This window comes from Ketogulonicigenium robustum, from assembly GCF_002117445.1.
GTDB lineage: Bacteria > Pseudomonadota > Alphaproteobacteria > Rhodobacterales > Rhodobacteraceae > Ketogulonicigenium > Ketogulonicigenium robustum.
On record NZ_CP019937.1, the window covers coordinates 2,393,557 to 2,416,920 of the forward strand.

The 23,364-nt window shown below is 63.2% G+C and carries 22 protein-coding genes and 1 riboswitch; of the genes, 12 read left to right on the forward strand and 10 right to left on the reverse strand.

What is annotated here, in order from left to right; all coding sequences use genetic code 11:
• The first annotated feature begins 1 nt into the window (after window position 1).
• The 4 genes from BVG79_RS11930 (at window position 2) to BVG79_RS11945 (ending at window position 4,319) form a co-directional block, all read left to right on the forward strand.
• Window positions 2-1,201 (forward strand): TIGR03862 family flavoprotein, encoded by a 1,200-nt coding sequence (locus BVG79_RS11930; protein ID WP_085787101.1) that lies wholly within the window; start codon window positions 2-4, stop codon window positions 1,199-1,201.
• An 89-nt stretch (window positions 1,202-1,290) separates the two neighbouring features.
• Entirely contained in the window at window positions 1,291-3,351 is a 2,061-nt protein-coding gene (locus BVG79_RS11935; protein ID WP_085787102.1) for a YjbH domain-containing protein, read from the forward strand.
• On the forward strand, window positions 3,348-4,025 hold the full coding sequence (locus BVG79_RS11940) for a YjbF family lipoprotein (RefSeq protein WP_085787103.1): 678 nt from the start codon (window positions 3,348-3,350) through the stop codon (window positions 4,023-4,025). Before BVG79_RS11935 ends, BVG79_RS11940 begins: the two co-directional genes overlap by 4 nt.
• Before the next feature lie 99 nt (window positions 4,026-4,124).
• Window positions 4,125-4,319, forward strand: coding sequence for a hypothetical protein (locus BVG79_RS11945; RefSeq protein WP_085787104.1), 195 nt, complete (start codon window positions 4,125-4,127; stop codon window positions 4,317-4,319).
• Between the two features lie 80 nt (window positions 4,320-4,399).
• Here BVG79_RS11945 and BVG79_RS11950 read toward each other — a convergent pair whose 3' ends face one another.
• The 4 genes from BVG79_RS11950 to BVG79_RS11965 all read right to left on the reverse strand — a co-directional run bounded on the left by BVG79_RS11950 (window position 4,400) and on the right by BVG79_RS11965 (window position 9,931).
• Window positions 4,400-5,455, reverse strand: a complete 1,056-nt coding sequence (locus BVG79_RS11950; protein ID WP_085787105.1) for a DNA polymerase III subunit delta — start codon at window positions 5,453-5,455, stop codon at window positions 4,400-4,402.
• On the reverse strand, window positions 5,455-5,964 hold the full coding sequence (lptE, locus tag BVG79_RS11955; RefSeq protein WP_085787106.1) for an LPS assembly lipoprotein LptE: 510 nt from the start codon (window positions 5,962-5,964) through the stop codon (window positions 5,455-5,457). Before lptE ends, BVG79_RS11950 begins: the two co-directional genes overlap by 1 nt.
• On the reverse strand, window positions 5,951-8,515 hold the full coding sequence (gene leuS / locus BVG79_RS11960) for a leucine--tRNA ligase (protein ID WP_085787107.1): 2,565 nt from the start codon (window positions 8,513-8,515) through the stop codon (window positions 5,951-5,953). Before leuS ends, lptE begins: the two co-directional genes overlap by 14 nt.
• A gap of 138 nt (window positions 8,516-8,653) precedes the next feature.
• Window positions 8,654-9,931, reverse strand: a complete 1,278-nt coding sequence (locus tag BVG79_RS11965; protein ID WP_085787108.1) for a porin — start codon at window positions 9,929-9,931, stop codon at window positions 8,654-8,656.
• A 221-nt stretch (window positions 9,932-10,152) separates the two neighbouring features.
• On the opposite strand from BVG79_RS11965, the gene BVG79_RS11970 reads away from it, so the two are divergent.
• Window positions 10,153-10,809, forward strand: coding sequence for a YggS family pyridoxal phosphate-dependent enzyme (locus BVG79_RS11970; RefSeq protein ID WP_085787109.1), 657 nt, complete (start codon window positions 10,153-10,155; stop codon window positions 10,807-10,809).
• 18 nt (window positions 10,810-10,827) lie between these two features.
• On the opposite strand, the gene BVG79_RS11975 is transcribed toward BVG79_RS11970, so the two are convergent.
• Both BVG79_RS11975 and BVG79_RS11980 read right to left on the reverse strand, forming a co-directional pair.
• Window positions 10,828-11,616, reverse strand: a complete 789-nt coding sequence (locus BVG79_RS11975; RefSeq protein WP_085787110.1) for an exodeoxyribonuclease III — start codon at window positions 11,614-11,616, stop codon at window positions 10,828-10,830.
• 104 nt (window positions 11,617-11,720) lie between these two features.
• Window positions 11,721-12,407 carry a response regulator transcription factor gene (locus BVG79_RS11980; protein WP_085787111.1) on the reverse strand — a complete coding sequence of 229 codons (687 nt, stop codon included), beginning with the start codon at window positions 12,405-12,407 and terminating at the stop codon, window positions 11,721-11,723.
• A gap of 144 nt (window positions 12,408-12,551) precedes the next feature.
• Here BVG79_RS11980 and BVG79_RS11985 point away from each other — a divergent pair, with 144 nt between their 5' ends.
• Both BVG79_RS11985 and BVG79_RS11990 read left to right on the forward strand, forming a co-directional pair.
• Complete coding sequence (locus BVG79_RS11985; RefSeq protein ID WP_085787112.1) at window positions 12,552-13,091, forward strand: L,D-transpeptidase family protein; 540 nt, start codon at window positions 12,552-12,554, stop codon at window positions 13,089-13,091.
• A gap of 20 nt (window positions 13,092-13,111) precedes the next feature.
• On the forward strand, window positions 13,112-13,819 hold the full coding sequence (locus BVG79_RS11990) for a DsbA family oxidoreductase (protein ID WP_085787113.1): 708 nt from the start codon (window positions 13,112-13,114) through the stop codon (window positions 13,817-13,819).
• Window positions 13,820-13,825: 6 nt separating this feature from the next.
• Here the strand turns inward: BVG79_RS11990 and BVG79_RS11995 are convergent, their stop codons facing one another.
• A complete protein-coding gene (locus BVG79_RS11995) occupies window positions 13,826-14,494 on the reverse strand; it encodes an outer membrane protein (RefSeq protein ID WP_085787114.1) in 669 nt (222 codons plus the stop codon).
• Between the two features lie 261 nt (window positions 14,495-14,755).
• Here BVG79_RS11995 and petA point away from each other — a divergent pair, with 261 nt between their 5' ends.
• The 3 genes from petA to BVG79_RS12010 are packed head-to-tail and all read left to right on the forward strand — an operon-like array spanning window position 14,756 to window position 17,447.
• The gene (petA, locus tag BVG79_RS12000; protein WP_085787115.1) at window positions 14,756-15,334 is read left to right on the forward strand and encodes a ubiquinol-cytochrome c reductase iron-sulfur subunit; all 579 of its coding nucleotides are present in this window, start codon (window positions 14,756-14,758) and stop codon (window positions 15,332-15,334) included.
• Complete coding sequence (locus BVG79_RS12005; RefSeq protein ID WP_085787116.1) at window positions 15,334-16,635, forward strand: cytochrome b; 1,302 nt, start codon at window positions 15,334-15,336, stop codon at window positions 16,633-16,635. The genes petA and BVG79_RS12005 overlap by 1 nt, the downstream gene beginning before the upstream one ends.
• A complete protein-coding gene (locus BVG79_RS12010; protein ID WP_085787117.1) occupies window positions 16,632-17,447 on the forward strand; it encodes a cytochrome c1 in 816 nt (271 codons plus the stop codon). The genes BVG79_RS12005 and BVG79_RS12010 overlap by 4 nt, the downstream gene beginning before the upstream one ends.
• On the opposite strand, the gene BVG79_RS12015 is transcribed toward BVG79_RS12010, so the two are convergent.
• From BVG79_RS12015 to thiB, 3 genes are read right to left on the reverse strand one after another with little or no spacing between them, the layout of a single operon-like run.
• Entirely contained in the window at window positions 17,448-18,143 is a 696-nt protein-coding gene (locus BVG79_RS12015) for a thiamine ABC transporter ATP-binding protein (protein ID WP_085787388.1), read from the reverse strand.
• Window positions 18,130-19,659, reverse strand: a complete 1,530-nt coding sequence (locus BVG79_RS12020; RefSeq protein WP_085787118.1) for an ABC transporter permease family protein — start codon at window positions 19,657-19,659, stop codon at window positions 18,130-18,132. The genes BVG79_RS12015 and BVG79_RS12020 overlap by 14 nt, the downstream gene beginning before the upstream one ends.
• A complete protein-coding gene (gene thiB, locus BVG79_RS12025; RefSeq protein ID WP_085787119.1) occupies window positions 19,635-20,621 on the reverse strand; it encodes a thiamine ABC transporter substrate binding subunit in 987 nt (328 codons plus the stop codon). The genes BVG79_RS12020 and thiB overlap by 25 nt, the downstream gene beginning before the upstream one ends.
• A gap of 52 nt (window positions 20,622-20,673) precedes the next feature.
• A riboswitch (TPP riboswitch) is annotated at window positions 20,674-20,786 on the reverse strand.
• A gap of 93 nt (window positions 20,787-20,879) precedes the next feature.
• Between thiB and aroC the strand changes: the two genes are divergently transcribed.
• Together aroC and BVG79_RS12035 are read left to right on the forward strand one after the other, a co-directional pair.
• Window positions 20,880-21,989, forward strand: a complete 1,110-nt coding sequence (aroC, locus tag BVG79_RS12030; RefSeq protein WP_085787120.1) for a chorismate synthase — start codon at window positions 20,880-20,882, stop codon at window positions 21,987-21,989.
• Window positions 21,990-22,106: 117 nt separating this feature from the next.
• The gene (locus BVG79_RS12035; protein ID WP_236951366.1) at window positions 22,107-23,285 is read left to right on the forward strand and encodes a Hint domain-containing protein; all 1,179 of its coding nucleotides are present in this window, start codon (window positions 22,107-22,109) and stop codon (window positions 23,283-23,285) included.
• The last annotated feature ends 79 nt before the right edge of the window (window positions 23,286-23,364 follow it).

The window sequence follows — 23,364 nt, forward strand, 5'->3', positions numbered from 1 at the left end:
GATGGGTGGGCCAGTCAGCAGCGAAGCATTGCCGGTCGAGGCCGTCGAGGCGCTTGTCGTGGGGGCGGGCCCTGCTGGCTTGATGGCGGCCGAGGCGATGGCGCAGGCGGGCTTGCGGGTCACCATCGTCGACGCCATGCTGTCGCCCGCGCGCAAATTTCTGATGGCGGGAAAATCGGGCCTCAACCTGACCAAGGACGAGCCGCTGGACGCTTTCGTGTCGCACTACCACCCCTTGCCGCCCGTCTTGCGCCGCGCCATCGGGGCATTCGGGCCCGAAGCCGTGAAGGCCTTTGCCGAAGGGTTGGGGCAGGCGGTCTTCACCGGCTCGACCGGGCGGGTGTTTCCGGTGGTGATGAAGGGGTCGCCGTTCTTGCGGGCGTGGCTGGCGCGCTTGGGCGGCCTGGGGGTGGATTTGCGCAAGTCGTGGCGCTGGACGGGGTGGGACGGGGGCGCGTTGCGCTTTGACACGCCTAACGGTGCGCGCGGGCTGACGGCGCGGGTCACCGTGCTGGCGTGCGGCGGCGCAAGCTGGGCGCGGCTGGGCAGCGACGGTGCATGGGCAGGGTGGTTGGACGATGTCGCGCCCTTTGCCCCTGCGAACATGGGCCTGAACATGGGGTGGAGCAGCTTCATGGCCCCTCATTTCGGCCAGCCGGTGAAGGGCGTGGCGCTGCATTGCGGCGGGGCGGTCAGCCGTGGCGAATGGGTTGTCACGGCGCGCGGAATCGAGGGCGGCGGGATCTATCCCTTGGGGCGCCAGTTGCGCGCGGGTGCGCCGCTGCTGCTGGATTTCTTCCCTGATACCACCTTGCCCGCACTGCGGGAAAAACTGACAAAGCCGCGCGGAAAAGGCAGCCTGTCCAACTATTTGCGCAAAACGCTAGGGATGCCGCCAGTGCAGATCGCGCTGCTGAACGAATGCGCGCGCCCGCTGCCTGCCGACCTTGCGCCGCTGCTGAAGGCGCTACCGATCCGCCACAACGGCCTGCGCCCGCTGGACGAGGCGATCTCGGTCGCCGGTGGCGTGCGTTTTGAGGCGCTGGATGAGGGGCTGATGCTGAAAGCGCGCCCCGGCACCTTCGTTGCGGGCGAGATGCTGGACTGGGAGGCCCCGACCGGCGGATACCTGCTGACCGGCTGCTTTGCCACTGGCCTTTTGGCGGGGCGCGCCGCTGCCGGTTGGCTGCGCACCCACTAAAGCGCGCCTGTTGCTCCAAGTGGCAGTTGGCAAGTCGTGTAAACGCAGGCTATCTTGCGTATAATTCGGTCAGCAAAGGACGAACTCCCATGCGCCCATTGACGCCCTCGGTCACCGTTCTGGCTGTTGCGCTGGCCAGCGCGGCCACCGCGCAGGAACGCGGCATTACCTACGCTATGACGGGTGGCCCCGGCTTGGTTGAAATGCCCAGTGCGCTTGCCTCGCCCGATGCCACTTTGGGCACCACGCTGTCCTATGTCGGCGGTGAATATCGCCTGAACTTGGGCTTTCAGGCCGCGCCGTGGCTGTTCGCCTCGTACGGGTTGGGGTTCGTGCCCGACTTCTACCCAGATGACAGCTATTCGGTGCGCGATTTCAACCTGCGTTGGAACATCCGCGGCGAAGACGGCCCTTGGCCTGCATTCGCGCTGGGCATCAACGACCTGACAGGCGGTTACCATTCGGGCGAGTATTTGGTCGCGACCAAGACCATATCGGATACGCTGCGTGTGACGGCGGGCCTCGGATGGGGTCGTATGGCGGGCACGGGGTCGTTCGACAATATTCTGGGGCTGGATGACCGCGACCCGTTTGACCCGACGCCCAACAGCAATTTCAGCCTGTCGCACCTGTTCCATGGCCCGATGGCCGTCTTTGGCGGCGTCGAATGGGCCTTTGCCGATGATTACACCTTGAAGGTCGAATATTCGACCGACGACGGCTACCGTGACGCCACTGGTGCGCGCCTGTTCGACCATAACTCGCCGCTGAACTTGGGTCTGACATGGCGCCCGAACAGCACATTCCACCTGAGTGCGGCCTATATGTATGGCAGCACGTTCGGCCTGTCGGGCACGTTCTTCCTGAACCCCGCCCGCGCCAGTGCACCGGCTGTTGCCGGTGCCGTGCCGCCCCCGCAGCCCATCACGCCGCGCACCGCCGCGCCGACGGTTTTTTCGCCCGAAAACATTGCCAGTCTGAACGCCGCCCTCGCCAGCGAAGGGATTTTGCTGGAAGGGGTCGAGATTACCGGCGACACCGCCCGCATCCGCTATACCAACACGCAATATCGCGCCGATGCTCAGGCGATGGGGCGCAGCCTGCGCGTGCTGACGGGGCAGTTGCCCGCCAGCGTGTCGCGTTTCGTGCTGGAGCCGATGCGCGAGGGGATCCCCCTCAGCCGCGCCAGCTTTACCCGTGCCGATCTGGAGCGGTGGGAAAATCGCGTCGGCGGCACCGAAGCCATTGCCGCCAGCCGCGATCTGCGTGATGCGGCAGGGGGCAGCGCGGGCATCGTTCCCGTCGCGCAGCAGCGCTTCCAATGGGGCTATGGCCCGACCATAGGCCAGTATAGCCGCGGCGATGGGCACCCGACCGAACTGGCGTTGGGCGCGCAAATCAACGCCAGCTACGCCATCTTGCCCAACGTTATCCTATCGGGCGAGGTTCAGGCGCGTTTGCTGTCGAACGTGAAAGATACGCCTGTGGTGCCGAACCCCGACTACCCGACGGTGCGGCGCGACGGCGGATTTTATGGCGACGATGCCCCCGGCATCAGCCAGCTGACGCTGGCGTGGTACGACCGCCCCGCGACGAATGTTTACAGCCGCCTCAGCTTTGGCTTGCTCGAGGCTGCTTACGGCGGCCTGTCGGCCGAGCTGCTTTATAAACCCGTCGACAGCCGCTGGGCCTTCGGGGCCGAGGTGGATTACGTCGTCAAGCGCGACTACGACATGCTGTTCTCGTTCGAGGACTATGACACCGTGTCGGGGCATTTGTCCGGCTATTATGATTTCGAAAACGGCTACATGGCGCAGGTCGATGTCGGGCGGTATCTGGCTGGCGATTGGGGCGCGACGTTCAGCCTGCACCGCGAATTCGCCAACGGTTGGCGGATCGGCGGCTTCATGGCCGTCACCGATATGCCCGAGTCGGATTACGGCAGCGGGGCGTTTACCAAAGGCGTGACCCTGACGATTCCGCTGGATGGGCGCGGCGGCAAGCCGTCGCGGGCGGTGCGCGCGGTCAATCTGGATGGGCCGCTGCGCGATGGCGGTGCGCGTCTGAATGTTGCGGGCCGGTTGTATGACACGGTCCGCAGCGCGCATGGGCCGGATCTGGACGAAAGCTGGGGACGGTTCTGGCAATGAAGAAAATCGGATTCTGGGCGACTGCCGCACTTATGGCGCTGGCCGGGTGCGGGGGTGGCTCGCCGTTGGCGAGTGTCGCGCAGGTTGCGGGCAAGGTGTTACCGCTGGCCATGGGTGACAGCGACACGCCGCCGCCGCCGGTTGTCGTCGACCCTGCGGTATTCCAGCCCGAAGCCATCGCCGCCCGCCCCGACGATTATGTTGTCGTCACGGTTAATGCTATGGGCGTGAACGAAATGGCACATCGCCAACAGTTGTCGGGCGATCGGGCGACATTCATCACCCAGTCGGGACTGCAGTTCACCTTGCAAGACGGCGTTCTGCTGTCGACACGCGGCTTCGGCGCCGATCTGGTGACCACCGGTGCCATTGATCCGGCCGCCCTTCAGGCCGTGATTCGCGCAGGCGAAGGTAGCACGACGCGCATCGTCGAGCGTCTGACCCCGCAGGGCCAGATTGAATCGCAGCGCTTCCAGTGCGTTTTCACCGCCATCGGCCCCGAGGAGGTCGCCCTTGCCCTGTCGACGATCACCGCAAACCGCGTGAACGAGCGTTGTACAGGCCCGCAAATGATCTTCGACAACATCTATTGGCTGGAAGAATCGGGGAAAATCGCCGCCGCCCGACAATATGTCTCGCCAAGTGTTGCATATTTGCGCTTTAATCGTCTTTGATCGCTTGGCCTGTTGCATGCACGTTGGACATGAAAGCTGCTTGCGATAATTATAGGCCACAGCGGTTCACACGCTTTGAATTCAAACTGGAGCAAAAAAATGCGCCTCACCAAGACCCTGATCGCGGCCGCTCTGGCCACCACCGTTGCCGGTTCGGCTATCGCCGGCGGTTTCGCTGCTGAAGTTGTCGAGCCCCCGGTCGTCATCGTCGAGCCCGAAGCCCCCACCTCGTCCTGGGGCATCATCCTGCCGATCGCCGTTCTGGTCGGTCTGGTCGCTCTGGCATCGAGCTAATTATAAGCGATTTCTTGAAGCCGATGCTTCCGGAAATCGTAAGGCGGGGTCTTCGGGCCCCGCCTTTTCTTTTGCGCCTATCAGCGCCGATTGTTGTCTTGCCCGCGCGAACTTTGCGCCTTTGCGATTGACGCAAGCCGCAGCAACATCCGTTCGACCAGCGGCCCTTGCGGGGGCGGGTTTGCAGATCGCAAACGCAGGTCAGTTTCCAAAATGGTTTGCAACGCGCCCTCGACGCGGTCGGTTGTCCAGCCGCGCGACTGGGCGATGATGGCATCGCGGCGTGGGCCGAAAACGGGGGGCTGCGCGCTGGATAGCCCCTCGGCCACGCCGCCGGGGTGCGTCATGGCAGCGTGGAGCTGACGGAAATGGCGCAGGGTGGCGATGCACAGGCCCACAGGCTGCACGCCTTGGGCGTACAGCAGTCGCATCTGCCCCGCGATCTCGCCGCGCCGCCCCAGTGCAACGGTGGCGATCAAGCTGTCTGTATCTGCCTCGTGACTTTGGGGGGCGTTGGCGGCGATATCTGCAGCAGACACCGGCGCAGCATCACCCATCTTGAAAAGCGACAATTTTTCAATGGTTTGCCGCAAATCGCCCGGATCAAGCAGTTTGGATAGGGACAAGATGGCGACCCGCCCATCGTCGGCCACTTGCGTCAGGCCAGCCGTTGCCAGCATCTGCATCACCTCGTCGGGCGAGGGCGGATCATCGTAAAGGACGACAGCGGCGAAACGAGGCGCGCCTTCGGCCAATTTGCGCAGGCTGGATCGCGCCGTCAGCGCGCCTGCGGTGATGATCAGCTGCGCGTCGCCCGCCTGCCATTCTTTCATGGCTTTGCCGATCACCGCCGACAGCCCGTCTGTCGCATCTTCCAGCAGCACCGCCCGCGGCCCCGGAAAAAACCCGATGGCCTTGAGGGCGTCCAGCAGCATCGCGCCATCTTTGCGCAGGTCTGCAGCGGGGATGCGTGTCAGGCGCATCTCGGCCTCGGCGTTGGGGCCAAGCAGCGCGGATAGCACCTGCCGACGCCGTTCGGCCACCCGGACCTGATCCTCGCCGGCGATCAACGCACCCATCCCTGCAGGGTCGGGCCGCTGGAAAAAAGCCAGCGCGTCGCGGGCGTTCAGCTTCATTACGGTGCGGGCGTGGCCGCGGTAGCGACCAGCAATTGCGTGACGATCCGTTCCGCCAGCAGGCGGGCCAGGCGATCCTCGGCGTCGACCCTTGCGGCCGCAACCGCGCGGGTCGAGGCTGATGCCGAATAGCCCGTAAACGCATCGACTGTGCCGCTGGCGACCACGCGCCCGCCCGAATCAGTCAGCCTGTACTGGGCCGTTCCAGGGATAGTGTAGCGCAAAATCTCGCCCCCGCGCGTCTCGGCCGAGGTCACAACACTGGTCGAGACGCTGACGCTGAGGGCCATTTCGCTGCCTTCACCCAGCGAATCACGCAGGGCTTGGCGCAGCCGATAAGCCAGCGCGGTTTCGGGAATCGCGTAGCTGATCCGGTTTGTCAGATGGTTTGCAGGGCCTGACGGGCCGTAGACCGGCGAAAATCCGCAACCGGCTAGGGCACCGGCCAACAGGACGGCCACCCCCGCAAGGGCGGCGCGTCGGGCGAGGGGCGCGCTAGGCCACCACATTGACGATGCGCCCCGGAACGACGATCAGCTTCTTGGGGGCGTTCCCCTCTAGCACCTTTTGCACGGCGGGGTCGGCCAGAACCAGCGCCTCGATTTCGGCGGCAGGCATGTCTTTGGGCACTGTCACTTCCGACCGGCGCTTGCCGTTGATCTGGATCGGCAGCGTCACGCTGTCTTCCACCAGCATGCTTTCGTCGGCCTGCGGCCATGGGGCCAAGGCGCAAAGACCTTCGCCGCCCAGCATCGCCCAGATTTCTTCGGACAAGTGCGGGGTCATCGGTGCCATCAGCTGGGCCAATGCCAACGTGGCGCTGCGCCGCGCGCCGCGGCTGGCACCGGATTTCGACAGCGCATTCGCGAAGGTGTAGATCCGCGCGATGGCGGCGTTAAAGCCGAAGCTTTCCACCCCGCCCGTGACATCCGCAATGGTGCGGTGCATCTGGCGCAGCAGGTCTGAATCGGCGTTGGCATCGCCCGCGTCGTCGCCATGCGCAACGTCCCATCCCATGCGGAAGACGCGCGACAGGAACCGGTGGGCGGCTTCGGCGCCCGATGCCGTCCATTCCACGTCACGTTCGGGCGGGCTGTCGGACAGCACGAACCAGCGCGCAGTATCGGCGCCATAGGTCGAAACGATAGAAACGGGGTCGACCACGTTCTTCTTCGACTTCGACATTTTGGCTGACGGGATGATCTCGACTGCCTCGCCCGTTGCCTTCAGCGCGCCGTTTTCGACGTCTTCGGGGAAGTGGTAGACAGGGCGGCCATTGTTGTCGGTCGTCTTGTAAATTTCATGTGTGACCATGCCTTGCGTGAACAGCGCATCGAACGGTTCAGTCGCGGTGGCGGGCAGGTGCCCCGTGGCGTGCATCGCGCGTGCAAAGAAACGCGAATACAGCAGATGCAAAATGGCGTGCTCGATCCCGCCGATATATTGGTCGACGTTCATCCAGTAATCGACATCTTCCTTTACCGTCGGCGTCGTCGCGTGGGCATTGGTAAAGCGCGTGTAATACCAGCTGGAATCGACAAATGTGTCCATCGTGTCGGTTTCGCGCAGGGCCGCGCGGCCGCAAACGGGGCAGTTGGTGTTGCGCCATGTCGGGTGGCGGTCAAGCGGGTTGCCGGGCACGTCAAAGGTGACATCATCGGGCAGGCGGACGGGCAGGTTCTCTTTCTTCTCGGGAACGGTGCCGCAGCTTTCGCAGTGCACGACCGGAATGGGGCAGCCCCAATAACGCTGACGCGACAGGCCCCAGTCGCGCAGGCGGAACTTCGTCACGCCTTGGCCGACGCCGTTCGCCTCGCAAAACGCGATGGCGCTCTCGATCCCTTCGTTGCCGGTCTGCTGTTCTTCACCGGCAAAGCCGCCGACATAGGCGATCTTTTCGGTCTTTAGCGGGGCAAAGGCGGGGCCGCCGTCTTCGGGCGCGGTATAGGCGGCGTCGCCCAACGGGCGCAGCACCGATACCACGGGCAGGTCATATTTACGCGCGAAATCCAGATCGCGCTGGTCATGTGCGGGGCAGCCGAAGATCGCGCCGGTACCGTAATCCATCAGGATGAAGTTGGCGATATAGACCGGCAATTCCCACGAGGTATCGAACGGGTGGCGCACGCGCAGGCCGGTGTCAAAACCCTTCTTTTCAGCCTTTTCAAGGGCTTCTTCGGTCGTGCCGCCTTTGCGGGCATCGGCGCAGAAGGCGGCGATGTCGGCGTTTTCGGCTTCCAACTTTTTCGCGATGGGGTGGTCGGGCGAGATGCCGACAAAGCTTGCGCCCATCAGTGTGTCGGGGCGGGTAGTGTAAACCTCGATCCGGTCGGTGCCGGCGGCTTCTTCATCCGTGACGGAAAACGCGAATTGCAACCCGCGCGAGCGGCCGATCCAGTTGCCCTGCATCAGCTTGACCTTGGCCGGCCAGTTGTCCAAGCCGTCCAGCGCGCTCAGCAATTCAGGCGAGTATTCCGAGATTTTGAAGAACCATTGCGTCAGCTCGCGCCGTTCCACATCGGCGCCAGACCGCCAGCCTTTGCCGTCAATGACCTGTTCGTTGGCCAGAACAGTCATGTCGATCGGGTCCCAGTTCACAACCGCATTTTTGCGGTAAACCAAGCCCTTATCCAACATGTCGATGAACAGGGATTGTTGCTGGCCGTAGTATTCGGGGTCGCATGTCGCGAATTCGCGGCTCCAGTCGATCGAGAAACCCAGCGGCTTCATCTGGTCGCGCATGTCCGCGATGTTTTGGTATGTCCAATCCTTGGGGTGCCCGCCCGAGGCCATGGCCGCGTTTTCTGCGGGCATGCCGAACGCGTCCCACCCCATCGGGTGCAGTACGGCATGACCCGTTGCGCGTTTATAGCGGGCGATTACGTCGCCCATCGTGTAGTTGCGGACGTGGCCCATGTGGATGCGCCCCGACGGATAGGGGAACATTTCCAGCACATAGTATTTCGGCTTGTCGTCAGAGCGTACGGCCTTGGCGGCCTCGGCCTCATCCCAAGCGGCTTGCCATTTGGCTTCGATCTCGGTGGCAGAATAGCGGGACATAGAAGGGGGCAATCCTTTGGGGGTAATGGCGGTATTTGCCGTGGGTTTTACCCTGTCTTGGCGCGTGTTTCCATAGCCCGCAAAAGGAAAGGGCGGCCCGAAGGCCGCCCCCCTTTGGCGAAGTGCCAAGTTCTTGAATTAGAACTTGAACGAAACTTCGACGGTGGTGCCGTTTTGCCATTCCAGCTTGCCGACTTCGTCGTCGTCCAGGTAGCTGTTCGAGGTTTCGTCTGCATCAACATACGAGACCAGCAGTTTTGCGCCCGAACCCAGGTCATAGGTGCCGCCGACGTAGTAGGCTTCGCCGCTGCCGATGTTCCAGCTGTCACGCGACAGGTAACCGGCATTGAGCGCCAAACCGTTATCCAGTTTGTAGCCGCCTTCCAGTACGACACGAGCGTCACGGCCGCCGATACCAGCGTTGTTTGCCAGACGCTCACCGTAGTCTAGCGAGATGTCGAAGCCGTTCGAAGCGTAGGCAACTTTGACGCCGTAGAAGACGTTCTCGTCAACGAAGTCGCTGATGTCGCCGTCTTCATAAACCAGCCAGCCGCTGAGCGCGACGGGGCCGATCGGGTACGAGGCCGACAGACCCAGCGAGCTTTGCGAGTAGCCGTTGGCCGAAGTCGCGCCGCCGATTGTAAAATCGTCTGCATAGTTGGTGTAGGCATAGGACAGACGCATCGAAGCGCCAGCGTAGGTGGTGCCAACCGACAGCGCGTAGATTTCGTTCTCGTTGAGGTCGTCGCCTACTTTGTGGATGTAGACGTCGTTGGTCAGCGGGTTGTTGTCGTGGTCCCACATGGCGAAGTATTCGTCATCGCCTTTGCCTTGGTAGGCGAACACAACGTCGAACTGGCCGAAGGTGGTCGAAGCAGCCAGGTTCCATTGGCCCATGACGCTGTCATTGGTGCGGTTGGTCGGGCTTTCAACGTCGTTTGCGCTGACGGGGGTCGAGACCGACACAACGACGTCGCCGTAGTTGATGTCGCCGCGCAGGGTGTATTCGCCGTCTTGCTCCGAGAAGCCGTCTGCGAACATGGCGCCAGCGGCTTTCCATGCGTCAACTGCCGAGAACTCGTAGTCGCCGAAGTACAGGCCGCCCAGGTCGCCAGCGGTCAACCACAGTTGCAGGTTCGACGTGGTGACGCTGCTACCCAAGCTGTTGCTGGCAACGCCATTGATACGGAACTTACCGCCGAAGGTCAGGCCGTTGTCCAGCTCTTGCGACAGGCCTGCGTACAGGCGAGCGCGCCAGTAGAAGCCGTAGTTGTCGTCCAGGCGGGCGCCGGTGGTGGTGTGGTAGGCTTCTTTGTCGTTGTAGCCCAAACGTGCGTCACCGGTGAAGGTGACTTCTGCGGCTGCAGCGCCAGCGAAGGCGGTCAGTGCGGCCGAAGCCAGAAGGATGCGTTTCATTTTGTCCCTCGTGTTGCATTCCCGAGAATGCCAGTTTGCCTAGCATTGCCGGATTGTTTGCGCTGACGATGGTGGTCAGACAAGTAATTTGACCACCATCCTCCCGTGTTCGGCGCACCTGATGCAATGTCGCCACACAGGTGGCGTGCGCCATCCATTAGGGGTAATGTTTCAAAAGGCATCTGCCAGATGCACGATTCCTTAACGATGAGCCGATTTAAATGCCGCTTCCCGATATTATCGCCCGTGTCCGCCAGGCCGAGGCTGCCGCAGGCCGCCCCGCGGGCGATGTCACGTTGATCGCCGTGTCGAAAGTGCAGCCCAACGCGCGTGTCGAGGCTGTTTTAAACGAGGGGCAACGGGTATTTGGCGAGAACCGCGTGCAAGAGGCAGCGGGTAAATGGCCCGATTTTGCCGCGCGTTTCGCGGGGGTCAGCGTGCACCTCATCGGCCCGCTGCAGACCAACAAAGCCCGTCAGGCGATGGACCTGTTTGGCGCCATCCATACCCTAGACCGTTTACGTCTTGCTGAAACCTTTGCACGACTTGCGCAAGAAATGGGCAAATGTCCGGATATGTTCGTTCAGGTGAACACGGGGTCCGAGCCGCAAAAGGCGGGCTGCTTCCCTGACGAGGTCGATTCGCTGGTTAACGCGGCCCGCGCGCTGGATTTGCCAGTCGTTGGTCTGATGTGCATTCCGCCCGCCGATTTTGACCCAGCCCCGCATTTCGCGATGCTGGCCGGCATGGCCGCGCGCAATGGCTTGGCGGGCCTGTCCATGGGCATGAGCGGTGACTTTGAAACGGCCATCGCGCACGGGGCCACGCATGTGCGTGTCGGATCGGCGATCTTTGGCGACCGCACGGCTGCGCATTAACGGACGAGGCGCTGGCCTCTACAAATCGAAGGTCGCAAAGACAGGCACGTGATCGGATGGGCCGTCCCACGCGCGGACGGGGCGCAGAACGCGGCTGGAATGGCCCGCATTCGCAATATCGCGCGTGGCCCAGATGTGGTCCAGCCGGCGGCCCTTGTCGGCGGCATCCCAATCGGGCGAGCGGTACGACCACCAGCTATAAAGCCGCCCCTCGGGGATATTGGCGCGGGTGATGTCGACCCACTCACCAGCATCTTGGGCTGCACCCAAATGTTCGACTTCGATCGGCGTGTGGCTGACAATCTTCAGCAGCGCCTTGTGGTTCCAGACGTCGTCTTCGCGCGGGGCAATGTTCAGATCGCCGACCATGATCGACTTTTGCGGTTTTTCCGCGTGGAAGTGGTCGCGCATCTGCGTCAAGTAATCCAGCTTTTGGCCGAATTTCAGGTTCTTCTCGCGGTCGGGAATGTCGCCGCCTGCGGGAACATAAAAGTTGTGGATGGTCACGCCATTGTCCAGCTGGCCTGCGACATGGCGGGCATGGCCCAGTGCGGCAAAATCAAACGCGCTAACCTCGCGGATCGGTAGCCGCGACAGGATGGCGACGCCGTTATACCCCTTTTGCCCGCGCGCGATCATGTGGCTGTAGCCCAACGCCTTGAACACATCCACGGGGATCAGCTCGACCGGTGACTTGCATTCCTGCAAGCACAGCACATCGGGCATTTCCTCGCGCAGCAGACGCGCGACCAGTTCGGCCCGCAAACGGACCGAATTGATGTTCCAAGTGGCAAGGGTGAAGGTCATCGGGCATCCTCGGGGCTGTGCGCGGCGACCCTAACGGGGCTTGGACGGGAAATTAAGCCCCAAAGCAAAACGCCGGGGCAGTGCGGCCCCGGCGTTTGCAAATGTCAGATGACCAGACGATAGCCGCCCGATTCCGTCACCAGCAGCTGTGCGTTCGAGGGATCGGCCTCGATCTTTTGGCGCAGGCGATAGATGTGGGTTTCCAGCGTGTGGGTGGTGACGCCGGCGTTATAGCCCCAGACCTCGTGCAGCAGCACGTCGCGCGCCACCACGCCCTCGGGCGCACGATAGAGGAACTTCAGGATGTTGGTTTCTTTTTCCGTCAGACGGATCTTCTTGTCGTCCGTCGTGATCAGCATCTTGTGCGCGGGCTTGAAGATATACGGCCCCAGATTGAACACCGCGTCTTCCGATTGTTCGTGCGTGCGCAGTTGGGCGCGCAGGCGGGCCAAAAGTACGGGGAACTTGAACGGCTTTGTAATGTAGTCGTTCGCGCCCGAATCCAGCCCCAGAATGGTGTCGCTGTCGCTGTCATGGCCGGTCAGCATCAGAATGGGGCACTTCACGTTCTGCTTGCGCATCAGGCGGCAAAGCTCGCGCCCGTCGATGTCGGGCAGGCCCACGTCCAGAATGATCAGGTCGTAGTGGGGGTCTTTGACCCGCTCCAGCGCATCATGGCCGTTACCGGCTTCGAATACGTCGAATTCCTCAGTCATCACCAGCTGTTCGCTGAGGGCCTCGCGCAGGTCGTCGTCGTCGTCGACCAGCAGGATTTTTTTCAGTTGGGCCATGATCACGTCTCCATGAAATGCCGTGTTTCGCTTGTGTTGCAGGTGGTTCACGGCAGCAGGCGTTGCAAGCTATGCTACAACGGGTCACGCGCTCGTGTCATTTCGGGGCGATTGTTTCAGGATTATTGCAGGGAAAGGGGCCGGATGGGCCAAGATACACTGTGGCTGACGCCCATGGGCCTGCTGTGGCGGGGGCAACGAATCGCCTGCACCATCGGGCGCGGCGGGTTGGTCGCCGACAAGCGCGAGGGCGACGGCGCCACTCCCTTCCACACCCTGCGGCTGAATGGCCTGTGGTATCGCCCCGACCGGCTGGCCCGCCCTGCGCCATGGGCGCGCCCCATCGGTCCGCTTGATCTGTGGTCGGATGACAGCGCTGCGCCCGATTACAACCAACCCGTGCGCGCGCCCTACGCCCCCAGCCACGAACGCCTGCGCCGCGCCGATCCGATGTATGATCTGGTACTGACCACCGACTGGAACATGGACCCTGCCGTGCCCGGGCGCGGATCTGCGATTTTCCTGCACCAGTGGCGGCGGCGCGGTGCGCCGACGGCCGGTTGCATCGCGATGGCGCGGGGCGACCTGATCCGCCTCTGCCGTCAGGTGCAGCCCGGAACGCCCCTGCGCATCACGGGGATGCGCCTTGCCAATCGCACGCGCGGCACTATCTTCGATGCCTAGCCAATATAAAGGGGGCCGCCATGGCCGATGATGTGTTGAAGGTCGAGATCTGGTCCGATGTGATTTGCCCGTGGTGCTGGATCGGCAAGGCCCGCTTTGAGAAGGCGCTGGCCGGTTTTGCCCATGCCGACCGGGTCGAGGTCGTGCACCACGCCTTCCGCTTGGCCCCCGACGCCAATCCGCAGGACTTGTTCGAAAGCCTCGGGGCGAAGTTCGGCGGTGATGCGCAAACCGCGCGCCAAATGGTCGGCCGCGTCGTCGACGCCGCCGCGAACGAGGGGCTGACCTATAACCCCGAGGGGACCCAAAGCGGCGATACTATCGACGCGCACCGCGTGATCAAGTTTGCCGCAGCGCAGGGCTTGGGCGATGTCGCGCTCGACCGCCTATACAAAGCCTATTTCACGGATGGCATCCACGTGGTCGATCGCGTCGCCCTGCTGGATGTCGCAGCCGAGGTCGGCCTGAACCGTGACGACGTCAAGGCGATGCTGGACAGCAATGCCTATGCCGATGCGGTCGAGGCTGATCAGGCCCAAGCCGCGCGCTATGGTGCCGGGGGCGTTCCGTTTTTTGTCATCGACGGAAAATACGGTATTTCGGGCGCACAAGAACCCGCGCTATTCGCGCAGGCGTTGGATCAAGTCTGGGCTGAAAGCGGCCGCAGCGCGCTGAAAACCCTGCAAGGCGACGGCGCGGTTTGCGGCCCCGACGGCTGCGCGATCTGACGCGGCTTAGAAGTTGAAAGTCACACCAATGTTGACGGCATTGGTGACGACATTCGTCTCCAACGTGCCGCCGGTGTTCAGATCGGTGGTATTCATCGAATAGGTGCCTTTGTATTCGCCGAACAGCGACCAGTTATCCGCAATCGGATAGCTGAGGCCGGCCATCCACGTCGCGGCGGGGCCGGTGACCTGATAGTCCGCCGTATTGCTGCCCGCACCGGCGACTTCCACACGCGGCACTGCAATGCCCAAGCCCCCGCCGATATAGGGCGTGCCGAAGCTGAAGGCCTGCGGCCAACGCTTGTAGATGTTCAGCGTCAGGATATTCAGCCCGTCGTTGAAACCCAGCGTGTTCAGACCGGCGTCGGTCAGTGTCTGCCCGTCGGCGTGAATCTTGTTATGCGTGAAATCGACGCCGACGCCGATGTTGTCATCGCGCCACCATGTCGCGCGCACACCCCAATACAGCGGCATCGACAGCGACTTGCCATCCCAAGCGGCGGCAAATTCACGGTCGGCCAATGTGCTGTCGCGGTGGATGCTGACGGTACTGTCATTCGCGCCCTGAACGCCGCCGTAAAAGCCCAGCTCGACCTCGGCCATAGCCGAAGACGCGGCGCCCGCCAAAACGATGGCGGCTGCGGCGATAAAAGCGGGGCGGGGCAAAGCAAACATGATTCGAATTCGTCAAACTGAAAGTGGCATATCGCGGGGCACCAAACACCCCCATTTAAAGCAGACCTAGTGTGCCAAAGGTTAACATGCAATTGTTCCACCCGCGCTTTTTCGCGCCCCGACACAATTGTGAGGTGACCGTGCCACAAACGCGACGCTGGCAGGCCTACACATTGGGGGGCAAAGCGGGGTAAGGGTAGAAAACGCCCTTGCCTACACCCTTTTCGACGCCCTTTCGACGGCCCTTGCAGGACATGGCCCATGTCAGACACGCCCGAATTTCCCGATGTTCCCCCGCCCGCAGGCTCGCGCCGCGATGTGCTGAAAATCGCCGCCGTTGGGGGCGGCGCGGTGGCTTGCGGGGCTGCTGTCTGGCCGCTGATCGACCAAATGAACCCCTCGGCTGATGTCGAGGCCGAGGCAAAGATCCGTGTCGATGTCAGCGGGCTGCAGCGCGGCCAGCAGATGACAGTGCTGTGGCAGGGTCGCCCCGTCTTTATTCGCGCCCGCACCGATGCCGAAATTGCCCGCGCCCGCAGCGAAAGCGCCGACCAGCTACCCGACGCCCTGGCGCGCAACGCCAACTTGCCCGCCGATGCACCGGCAGATGACGCGAACCGCGCCTTGTCGCCCGATGGCGTCTGGTTGGTTCAGATGGGCGTGTGCACGCACCTTGGCTGCGTGCCCATCGGCGGCGAGGGGGACTTCGGCGGCTGGCTTTGCCCCTGCCACGGGTCGCACTACGACACCGCAGGGCGCATCCGCAAAGGGCCGGCCCCGCGCAACCTGCCCGTGCCCCGCGCCGTTTTCATTGACGACACAACGATCGAGCTAGGCTGATGCAAGACCCCGCCGATAACTGGCACCCCAAGGGTCGCATGGCCCGCTGGCTGGACAGTCGCCTGCCCGTGCTGCGCATGGGGCGCAGCTTTTTCACCATTCCCACGCCGCGCAACCTTAACTGGATGTGGATCTGGGGCATGGTGCTGGTTTTCGTTCTGCTGATGCAGATCGTCACCGGCATTGCGATGGCTATGCACTACGTGCCCCATGTCGATATGGCCTTTCGCAGTGTCGAGCACATTATGCGCGATGTGCGCGGCGGACATATGATCCGCTACATCCATATGAATGGCGCATCGCTGTTCTTTTTGGCGGTGTATTTCCACGTCTTCCGCAGCCTGTTCTACGGCAGCTACCGCGCCCCGCGCGAGGTCACGTGGATCATCGGCATCCTGCTCTACGGCTTGATGATGGCGACGGCGTTCATGGGGTATGTGCTGCCGTGGGGCCAGATGTCGCTGCACGGCACAGCCGTCATCACCAGCCTGTTCGGTGCGATCCCGCTGGTGGGCGAGGGGATCCAAAGCTGGTTGCTGGGGGGCAGTGCAGTGGGGCAGCCAGTGCTCAACCGCTTTTACGCGCTGCATTACCTGTTTCCCATCCTGATGGTCGCGCTGGTCGCGCTGCATGTGTGGTCGGTGCACAGCACGGGCAACAGCAACCCCGCAGGTGCCGCAGTGCGCGGCAGGCGCGATACGCTGCCGTTCTGGCCTTATTTCGTCATCAAAGACCTGTTCGCGCTGGCGGTGGTGCTGGTGGGGTTCTTTGCGCTGGTGGCCTATGCGCCGAATTTTCTGGGCAATCCGGTTAATTACGAGCCTGCAAACCCGCTGGTGACGCCCGAACACATCGTGCCGGAATGGTACTTCCTGCCGTTCTACGCCGTGCTGCGCAGCTTTACCGCCGACCTGTGGCTGGTGCGGCTGATCCACTGGGCCAGCTTCGGCACGATCGAGGCAACGCTGATTGGCGCGCTGGCAATGTTCGGGGCGGGCTTTGTGCTGCTGCTGGCACCGTGGCTGGATCGCAGCAAGGTCGCATCGGGGCGTTACCGCCCGATCCAGCGCGTCGCGTTCTGGGGGTTGGTGATCGATTTTCTGGTGCTGATCTGGGCGGGCGCGATGCCGCCGGTGGGGATCTACCCCACCATCGCCCTGTGGGCGACGGCCTATTGGTTCGCGTATTTCCTGATCGTCTTGCCCTTCGCGCCGCTGCTCGAGAAGGTGAAAACCCCGCCCGCCTCGGTCGCCGCAGATTTCGCGCAGCGCCATAAATTGCCGGTGGAGGATGCCGAATGAAGGCGCTGGCCCTTGCCCTGTGTTTGCTGCCGGCTGCCGCTGGCGCGCAGGTGACGGATTTCGCTTTTTCGTTCGACGGGCCGTTCGGCAGTTATGATCGTAACCAGTTGCAGCGCGGATTGCAGGTCTACACGCAGGTCTGCGCCAATTGCCACGGGCTGGATATGGTGGCCTTTCGCAATCTGGCCGATGCGGGCGGGCCTGCGCTGCCGCCTGACCAGATGCGGGCCTATGCCCAAGTGATCGAGGTGCCCGATGGCGCGGGCGGCTTTCGCGCGGGCCAACCGACCGACTATTTCCTGCCCAGTGCCGAGGAACACGCCCCCGACCTGTCGCTGATGGCCAAGGCTCGCACGGGGCATGGCGGCCTGTCACGGCTGTGGCTTGGCATGGGCGGGGCCGATTACATTGCGTCCTACATCGCAGGCTATGCGCCGCCGCCCGATTGCGCGCCCGCAGATTTCCCGGGCTTCTATAACACCGTGTTCAAAAGCGGCGGCTACCCTGCCGAATGCCGCGACGCCGCAGGCAACCCCACCGTCCCCGGCAGCTGGACGCAGATGGAACCGCCGCTGATCGGCGATGATGTGGGGTATGAGGACGGCACCGAAGCCACCCTCACCCAAGAGGCGCAGGACATTGCCGCCTTCCTGATGTGGGCGGCCGAGCCGAAACAGAACGACCGCAAGGCTGTCGGCATGACCGCCGTGGTCTTTCTGGCTGTGCTGGCGTGGGTGCTGTTTATGGTGAACCGCCAGCTATGGGCCCCCTATAAGCCGCGCCGCAGCACCGAAAAGGATGTGGACTGGTAATCAGTCCCCCAGATAGGCCGCCAGCGCAGGGTGGGGGTCTGCCAGCGCCTCGGCTACGGGGCGGGGGGCATGGGCTGTGCCATCGGCTACCAGCACCAGATGGTCGGCCACCCGCGCTGCATCTTGCGGGTCGTGGGTGACCATGAGCATTGTCTGCCTCTCGCTGCGCAGGGTGGCGGCGGCCAGATCCAGCATGTCGTGGCGCTGCGCGGGGCCCAGCGCGGCAAAGGGTTCATCCAGCAGAACGATCGGGCGGGCCTCCAGCAGCAAACGGGCAAGCGCCGCGCGACTTTGTTGCCCGCCAGAAAGCTGCGCAGGCTTGCGTGCGGACAGACCGGCTAGACCCACGCGGGTCAACGCGTCCTCGATCTGCGCGGCCTCGGCCGCGCTGGGCCGCAGGGCGGGGCGCAGCGCAAGGGTCAGGTTCTGGCGCAGGGTCAGGTGGGGGAACAGGTTGTTGTCTTGAAACAGGATGCTGACAGGGCGCTGTTCGGGCGGCAGGTCGGTCAGGTCGCTGCCCTGCCAGTATAGCTTGCCGCTGGTCACGGGCCAAAACCCCGCGATCACCGACAGCAGCGTCGACTTCCCCCCGCCCGATGGGCCGGTGATTGCGGTGAAACTGCCCGCAGGCAGGGCGAAGTCCGCGCCAAGGTGAAAGTCGCCCTGACGTATGTCGATATGATCAAGTCTCAGCACCACGGCGCCCCCAACTGTCGAAAATCCAGAACAGGCCAAAGCTGAGGGTCACCAGCACCAGCCCCACACCCGCAGCGGCCTCGACCCGATAGGCCCCCAGCAGGCGCTGCATTAGCAGGGGAAGGGTCGCTTGCCCCTCGCCCGCGAAGAAGACGATCGCCCCCAGATCGCCCATCGCCAGTGCCGCCGTCAATCCTGCCGCAAAGCCGATCTGTCGCCGCATGCGGGGCAGGTAGACGATACGCAGCCGTGCCCACCCGCGCAGGCGCAGCGCGCGGGCCAGCCGGTCGTAGTCGCGGCGCACGGCATCGGCAGCGGGGGTCAGGATGCGCAGGGCAAAGGGCAGCGCCATAAGCATGTTGACCGTCATGGTCACCGCCAGCGCGGCATCGCTGGGGCGCACGGCCCCGCGTAGCAGTAAAAACGCCCCCGCCCCCAGCACAAGGGACGAGCTGGCCAGCGGCACTGCCGTGGCCAGACCCCGCCCCAGCTTTCCGCCCGCCAGCGCCAGCGGCACGGCGACCAGCAGCACCATCGCCACCGCGCCCAAGGCAATCGTGACCGAGATGATGGCCGAGGCCCACACCGTTGCTGGCATAGCGGCCAGCCCCCAGACCCCGCCAGACAGTGCCGCGCCAAGGGGCACCAGCAAGAACACTGCCATCGCGGCAATGGCGGCGCCGTCGCCAATCGCGCTGCCCCCGGGCAGGGCGATGTGCCGATCCAGCCCGACGCCAAAGCCCGTCTGCCGCCCCAGCACCCCCGCCAGCCCCGCGGCCAGCGCACAGAGCGCGTATTGCACCAGTGCCAGCTGAGCCGCACGGCCCAAGTCAAAGTCGAACAGGACGGCTTGATAGATCGCCAGCTCCAGCGTGGTGGCACGCGGGCCGCCGCCCAGTGTGATCGCCACGGCAAAGCTGGTCAGGCAGACCAGAAAGATCAGGGCAAAGGCGCTGGGCAGCACCTCGCGCAGCATCGGTGCCTCAAGGACGCGAAAGAGTGGGGCGCGCAGGGTGCGGGCCAAGCGCACCCGCTCGGCTGGAATGGACTGCCAGCCTTGCAAGATCAGCCGCACCGCAAAGGGCAGGTTAAAGAACACATGCGCAATGACGACACCATGCAGCCCGTATATGGAAAAGGGCGGCAGCCCCAGCGCGGCCAGCGCGGAATTCAGCCACCCGCCCCGCCCGAACACTGCCAGCAGCCCCAGCACAGCAACCAGCACGGGCAGCAAAAATGGCGCGCCCAGCAGGCTGATGAACAGCCCGCGCCCCCAAAACTGCCGCCGCGCCAGCGCGCGGGCAATTGGCACCGCCAACCCCACCGAAAACACCGCCGACAGCAGCGCCTGCACCACGGTAAAGCGCACGGCCTGCCAGTCGGCCGCCGTCAAGCTACCGCTGAACCCCGCCGCGCGCGCCACCGCCCAAAGCGGCAGCAGGCAGAGGGCGGCCACCGCCGCCCCCAACCCTAGCGCGGCAACTGGGCCGCTTATTGCGCCAGTGCGTCGCGCCATTCATCCACCGCAGGGCCACGCAGGGCCTGCGCCTCGTCCTCGGGCAGCAGCAAGCTGGTGGCGGGGCGCAACAGATCGTCCCATCCCGCGCCAAGGCCCCCTTCGGGCATGACGGCTGGATACATCCAGTTCGTTTCGGGGATGACCGACTGGAAAGCGGGGGTTAGCATGAAGCGCAAGAAGGCATCGGCCAGTTCAGGCTGGCGTGCACCTGCCAGTTTGGCGGCGACTTCCACCTGCATGTAGTGCCCCTCGTCAAAGGGCAGAGCCTGCAGGGAATGGTCGTTTTCGACAACGATATTGTAGGCGGGCGAGGTAGCATAGGACAGTACCAGATCGGATTCGCCCTTTAGGAACAGGCCCCAGCCTTCCGACCAGCCGGGGGTGACGGTGACGATATTGTCGCGCAGATCGGCCCAGACTTGCGCAGCCTCATCCCCATAGGCGGCCTTCACCCACATCAGCAGCCCAAGGCCGGGCGTGGACGAGCGGGGGTCCATAATGATCACCGACGCATCCGATGCTGCCAATTCGCGAAACGACGCAGGCGTCGGGCCGCCGACGCGGCCGATCATGGCGAAGTGGCTCCAGTCATAGGGCAAGAAGACGGGGTCATCCCACGCGAGGGGCAGGTCGACATCGGGGGTGACGCCGTGCGGGGCAAACAGGCCGGTCGCCTTGGCGGCGGCGGTCAGGTTGGTGTCGAGTCCCAACAGGATGTCGGCGTCCGATGTTGAACCCTCCATCTGCAGGCGGGCCAGCAGGGCCGCGCCGTCGCCGGCGGCCACAAATTGCACCGTGCAGGCGCATTCGGCCTCGAACGCGGTTTTAACGGCGGGGCCGGGGCCCCATTCGCTGGTAAAGCTGTCATAGGTATAGATGGTCAGCACAGGGGTATCGGCATGGGCCATGCCCGCCGAAATGAATAGTCCTGCGCTGGCCAGTGCTGCGGCAAACCGCATGGCTGGTTCCTTTCAAAGGTGCGCCGGACGGAAAGATGACGTGGGCCGCCGCGGGGGCTGCCTTGACCATTCCCTCCGCCGGTATGAGCCGGTTCAGGTTCAACGGGTTCGCGCGGCTTTCGCCCGCATCTCAGCCCCAAAACAGGGACACCCCGAGGTGCGCGCCACACTAGTCGAAGCCTGTCATCTTGCAAGCTCTTTCATCGAGGCGCTGTTTCCCCTAAGTCTGAAGAAACGTCGTTTCAGGAAGGACCGGTCATGAGCATCAACACATTTGGCCACCTGTTCCGCTTTACCACTTGGGGTGAAAGCCACGGGCCCGCGCTGGGCGCAGTCGTCGATGGCTGCCCCCCCGGTATCGCGGTCGATGCCGCTATGCTGCAGCACTGGCTGGACAAGCGCAAACCGGGCCAGAACCGTAACACCACCCAGCGGCAGGAACCCGACGCGGTCGAAATTCTGTCCGGCGTGTTCGAGGGGAAAACCACCGGCACCCCGATCCAGCTGTTGATCCGCAACACCGACCAGCGATCCAAGGATTACGGCGACATCGCCACCAGCTTTCGCCCGGGTCATGCCGATATCACCTACTACCAGAAATACGGCATCCGTGATTATCGCGGTGGCGGGCGCTCGTCCGCGCGTGAAACGGCGGCGCGTGTGGCCGCAGGCGGCATTGCGCGCGAGGTGCTGAAGGCGCTGGCTCCGCAGGTCAAAATCACCGCCTACATGGTGCAGATGGGCAGCCGCGCCATCGACCGCACCCGCTTTGACTGGGACGAGATTGCCCGCAACGATTTCTGGTGCCCTGATGCCGAAACCGCCGTGCTGTGGAACGACACGTTGGATCACCTGCGCCGCAAAGACCACGATTCCGTTGGTGCCATGATTGAGGTCGTGGCCAGCGGCGTGCCGGTCGGCCTTGGCGCGCCGATTTACGGCAAGCTCGACAGCGATCTGGCCAGCGCGATGATGTCGATCAACGCCGTGAAGGGCGTCGAGATCGGCGAGGGCATGGCCGCCGCCGCCCTGCGCGGCAGCGAAAACGCGGACGGGATCTATTACGAAGACGGCGAGATCCGCTACGGCTCGAACCACGCGGGCGGGATTTTGGGCGGGATTTCGACGGGCCAGGATATTGTTGTGCGCTTTGCGGTCAAGCCGACTTCCTCGATTCTGACGCCGCGCCAGTCGATCCAGATCGACGGCACCCCGCTGGAGGTCATTACCAAAGGCCGTCACGACCCCTGCGTCGGTATCCGCGCCGTCCCCGTTGCCGAGGCGATGATGGCGCTGGTGTTGGCCGATCATCTGCTGCTGGATCGCGGGCAAACCGGCGGCGTGCGCGGGCATATTGGCGCGGACTGAAATATTTCAATAATGTGATCTCATTTCGGGTCGCCGCATAAAAATAAGATTTGATTTAAATTGAACGCGCTCCTAGAAGCGCGCGTTCTTTCGTATCATCTTTTTTGTGAGGCTCTTGTGGCAACAGTCACTGTGCATCTGCCTGCCGATTTTACTATCACCCGAAATGATGGATCAAATGGTGGTCGCGGATCTTCCACCTGGAATTCCGGCCTGATTCAGGCTGGCCGCGATTACGACGCTTTTGACGGCGAACAGATCGATCTGCGTTTTGTATTCAATAGTTCTGCCGAGCAAACCATCAGCTTTGACGACGAAGACGGCCTTTTAAAGGACGCCACGCAGTCGGTTTCGGGTGACAGCATCCCAACGGATCGCCTGAACAGCGCGATTACGATTGGCGGCACCACCTATACCCCGACGGATATCGGCACGACGATGGGCCAAGGTGCCGTTTATGTCGAAAGCGAATACGCGCTGAAATTGCAAGATGTGGCGGGCAATCTATTTAAGGTTGCAGTCATCTCTATTTCCACGGGATATCAAATTAATATCGTCGGGTTTGTTTTCGAAGGTTCTATTCCTGCCGACGGGACAATTCTCTATTTCCTGACAAACACCGGAAGCTATCTGAACGGGAATGATGCGACGATTTCGCTTGCCCCCGCGCGGCCAGTGACCTGTTTTGCGGGTGGTACCCAAATATTGACGGATAGAGGCTTGCTAGCTGTCGATGATTTGGCCGTTGGTGATATGGTCGTGACTTTGGATGGCGGTGCTATGCCCGTGCGCTGGGTCGGTTCGCGCCATTTGTCGGCGCTGGATCTGGCTGCACAGCCGAAACTGCGTCCCATCCGCATTCGCGCCGGTGCGTTTGGCCCCGGCGTGCCTGCTGCCGACCTGCTAGTCTCGCCACAGCACCGCGTTTTGGTCAATTCGGTGGTGGCGCAGCGCATGTTTAATGCCGCGCAGATCCTGATTGCCGCGAAAGAGCTGGTCGGCTTGCCGGGCGTGGAAGTCGCGGTCGATTTGCAGGACGTGAGCTATTGGCACTTCATGTTCGACAGCCATCAGGTGGTCTTCTCGAACAAGCTGCCGACCGAAAGCCTGTTCACCGGCAAAGAGGCACTGAAGTCTTTGGGTGCGTCGGCGCGTATGGAAATCCTCGCCCTCTTCCCAGAACTGAGCGAGGAGCAGCTGACTACCCGCGCCCCCGCGCGGCAGATCGTCAAGGGCGCGCAGGGCCGCAAGTTCGTTGAACGCATCTTGCGCAACGGCAAACGCCTCGCAGCCTGAGGAACGATAAAAAGGCCGCCCGATGGGGCGGCCTTTCGCGTAAGTCCTGTGTCAATTACAGGCTTGGTCCAATCGCTCT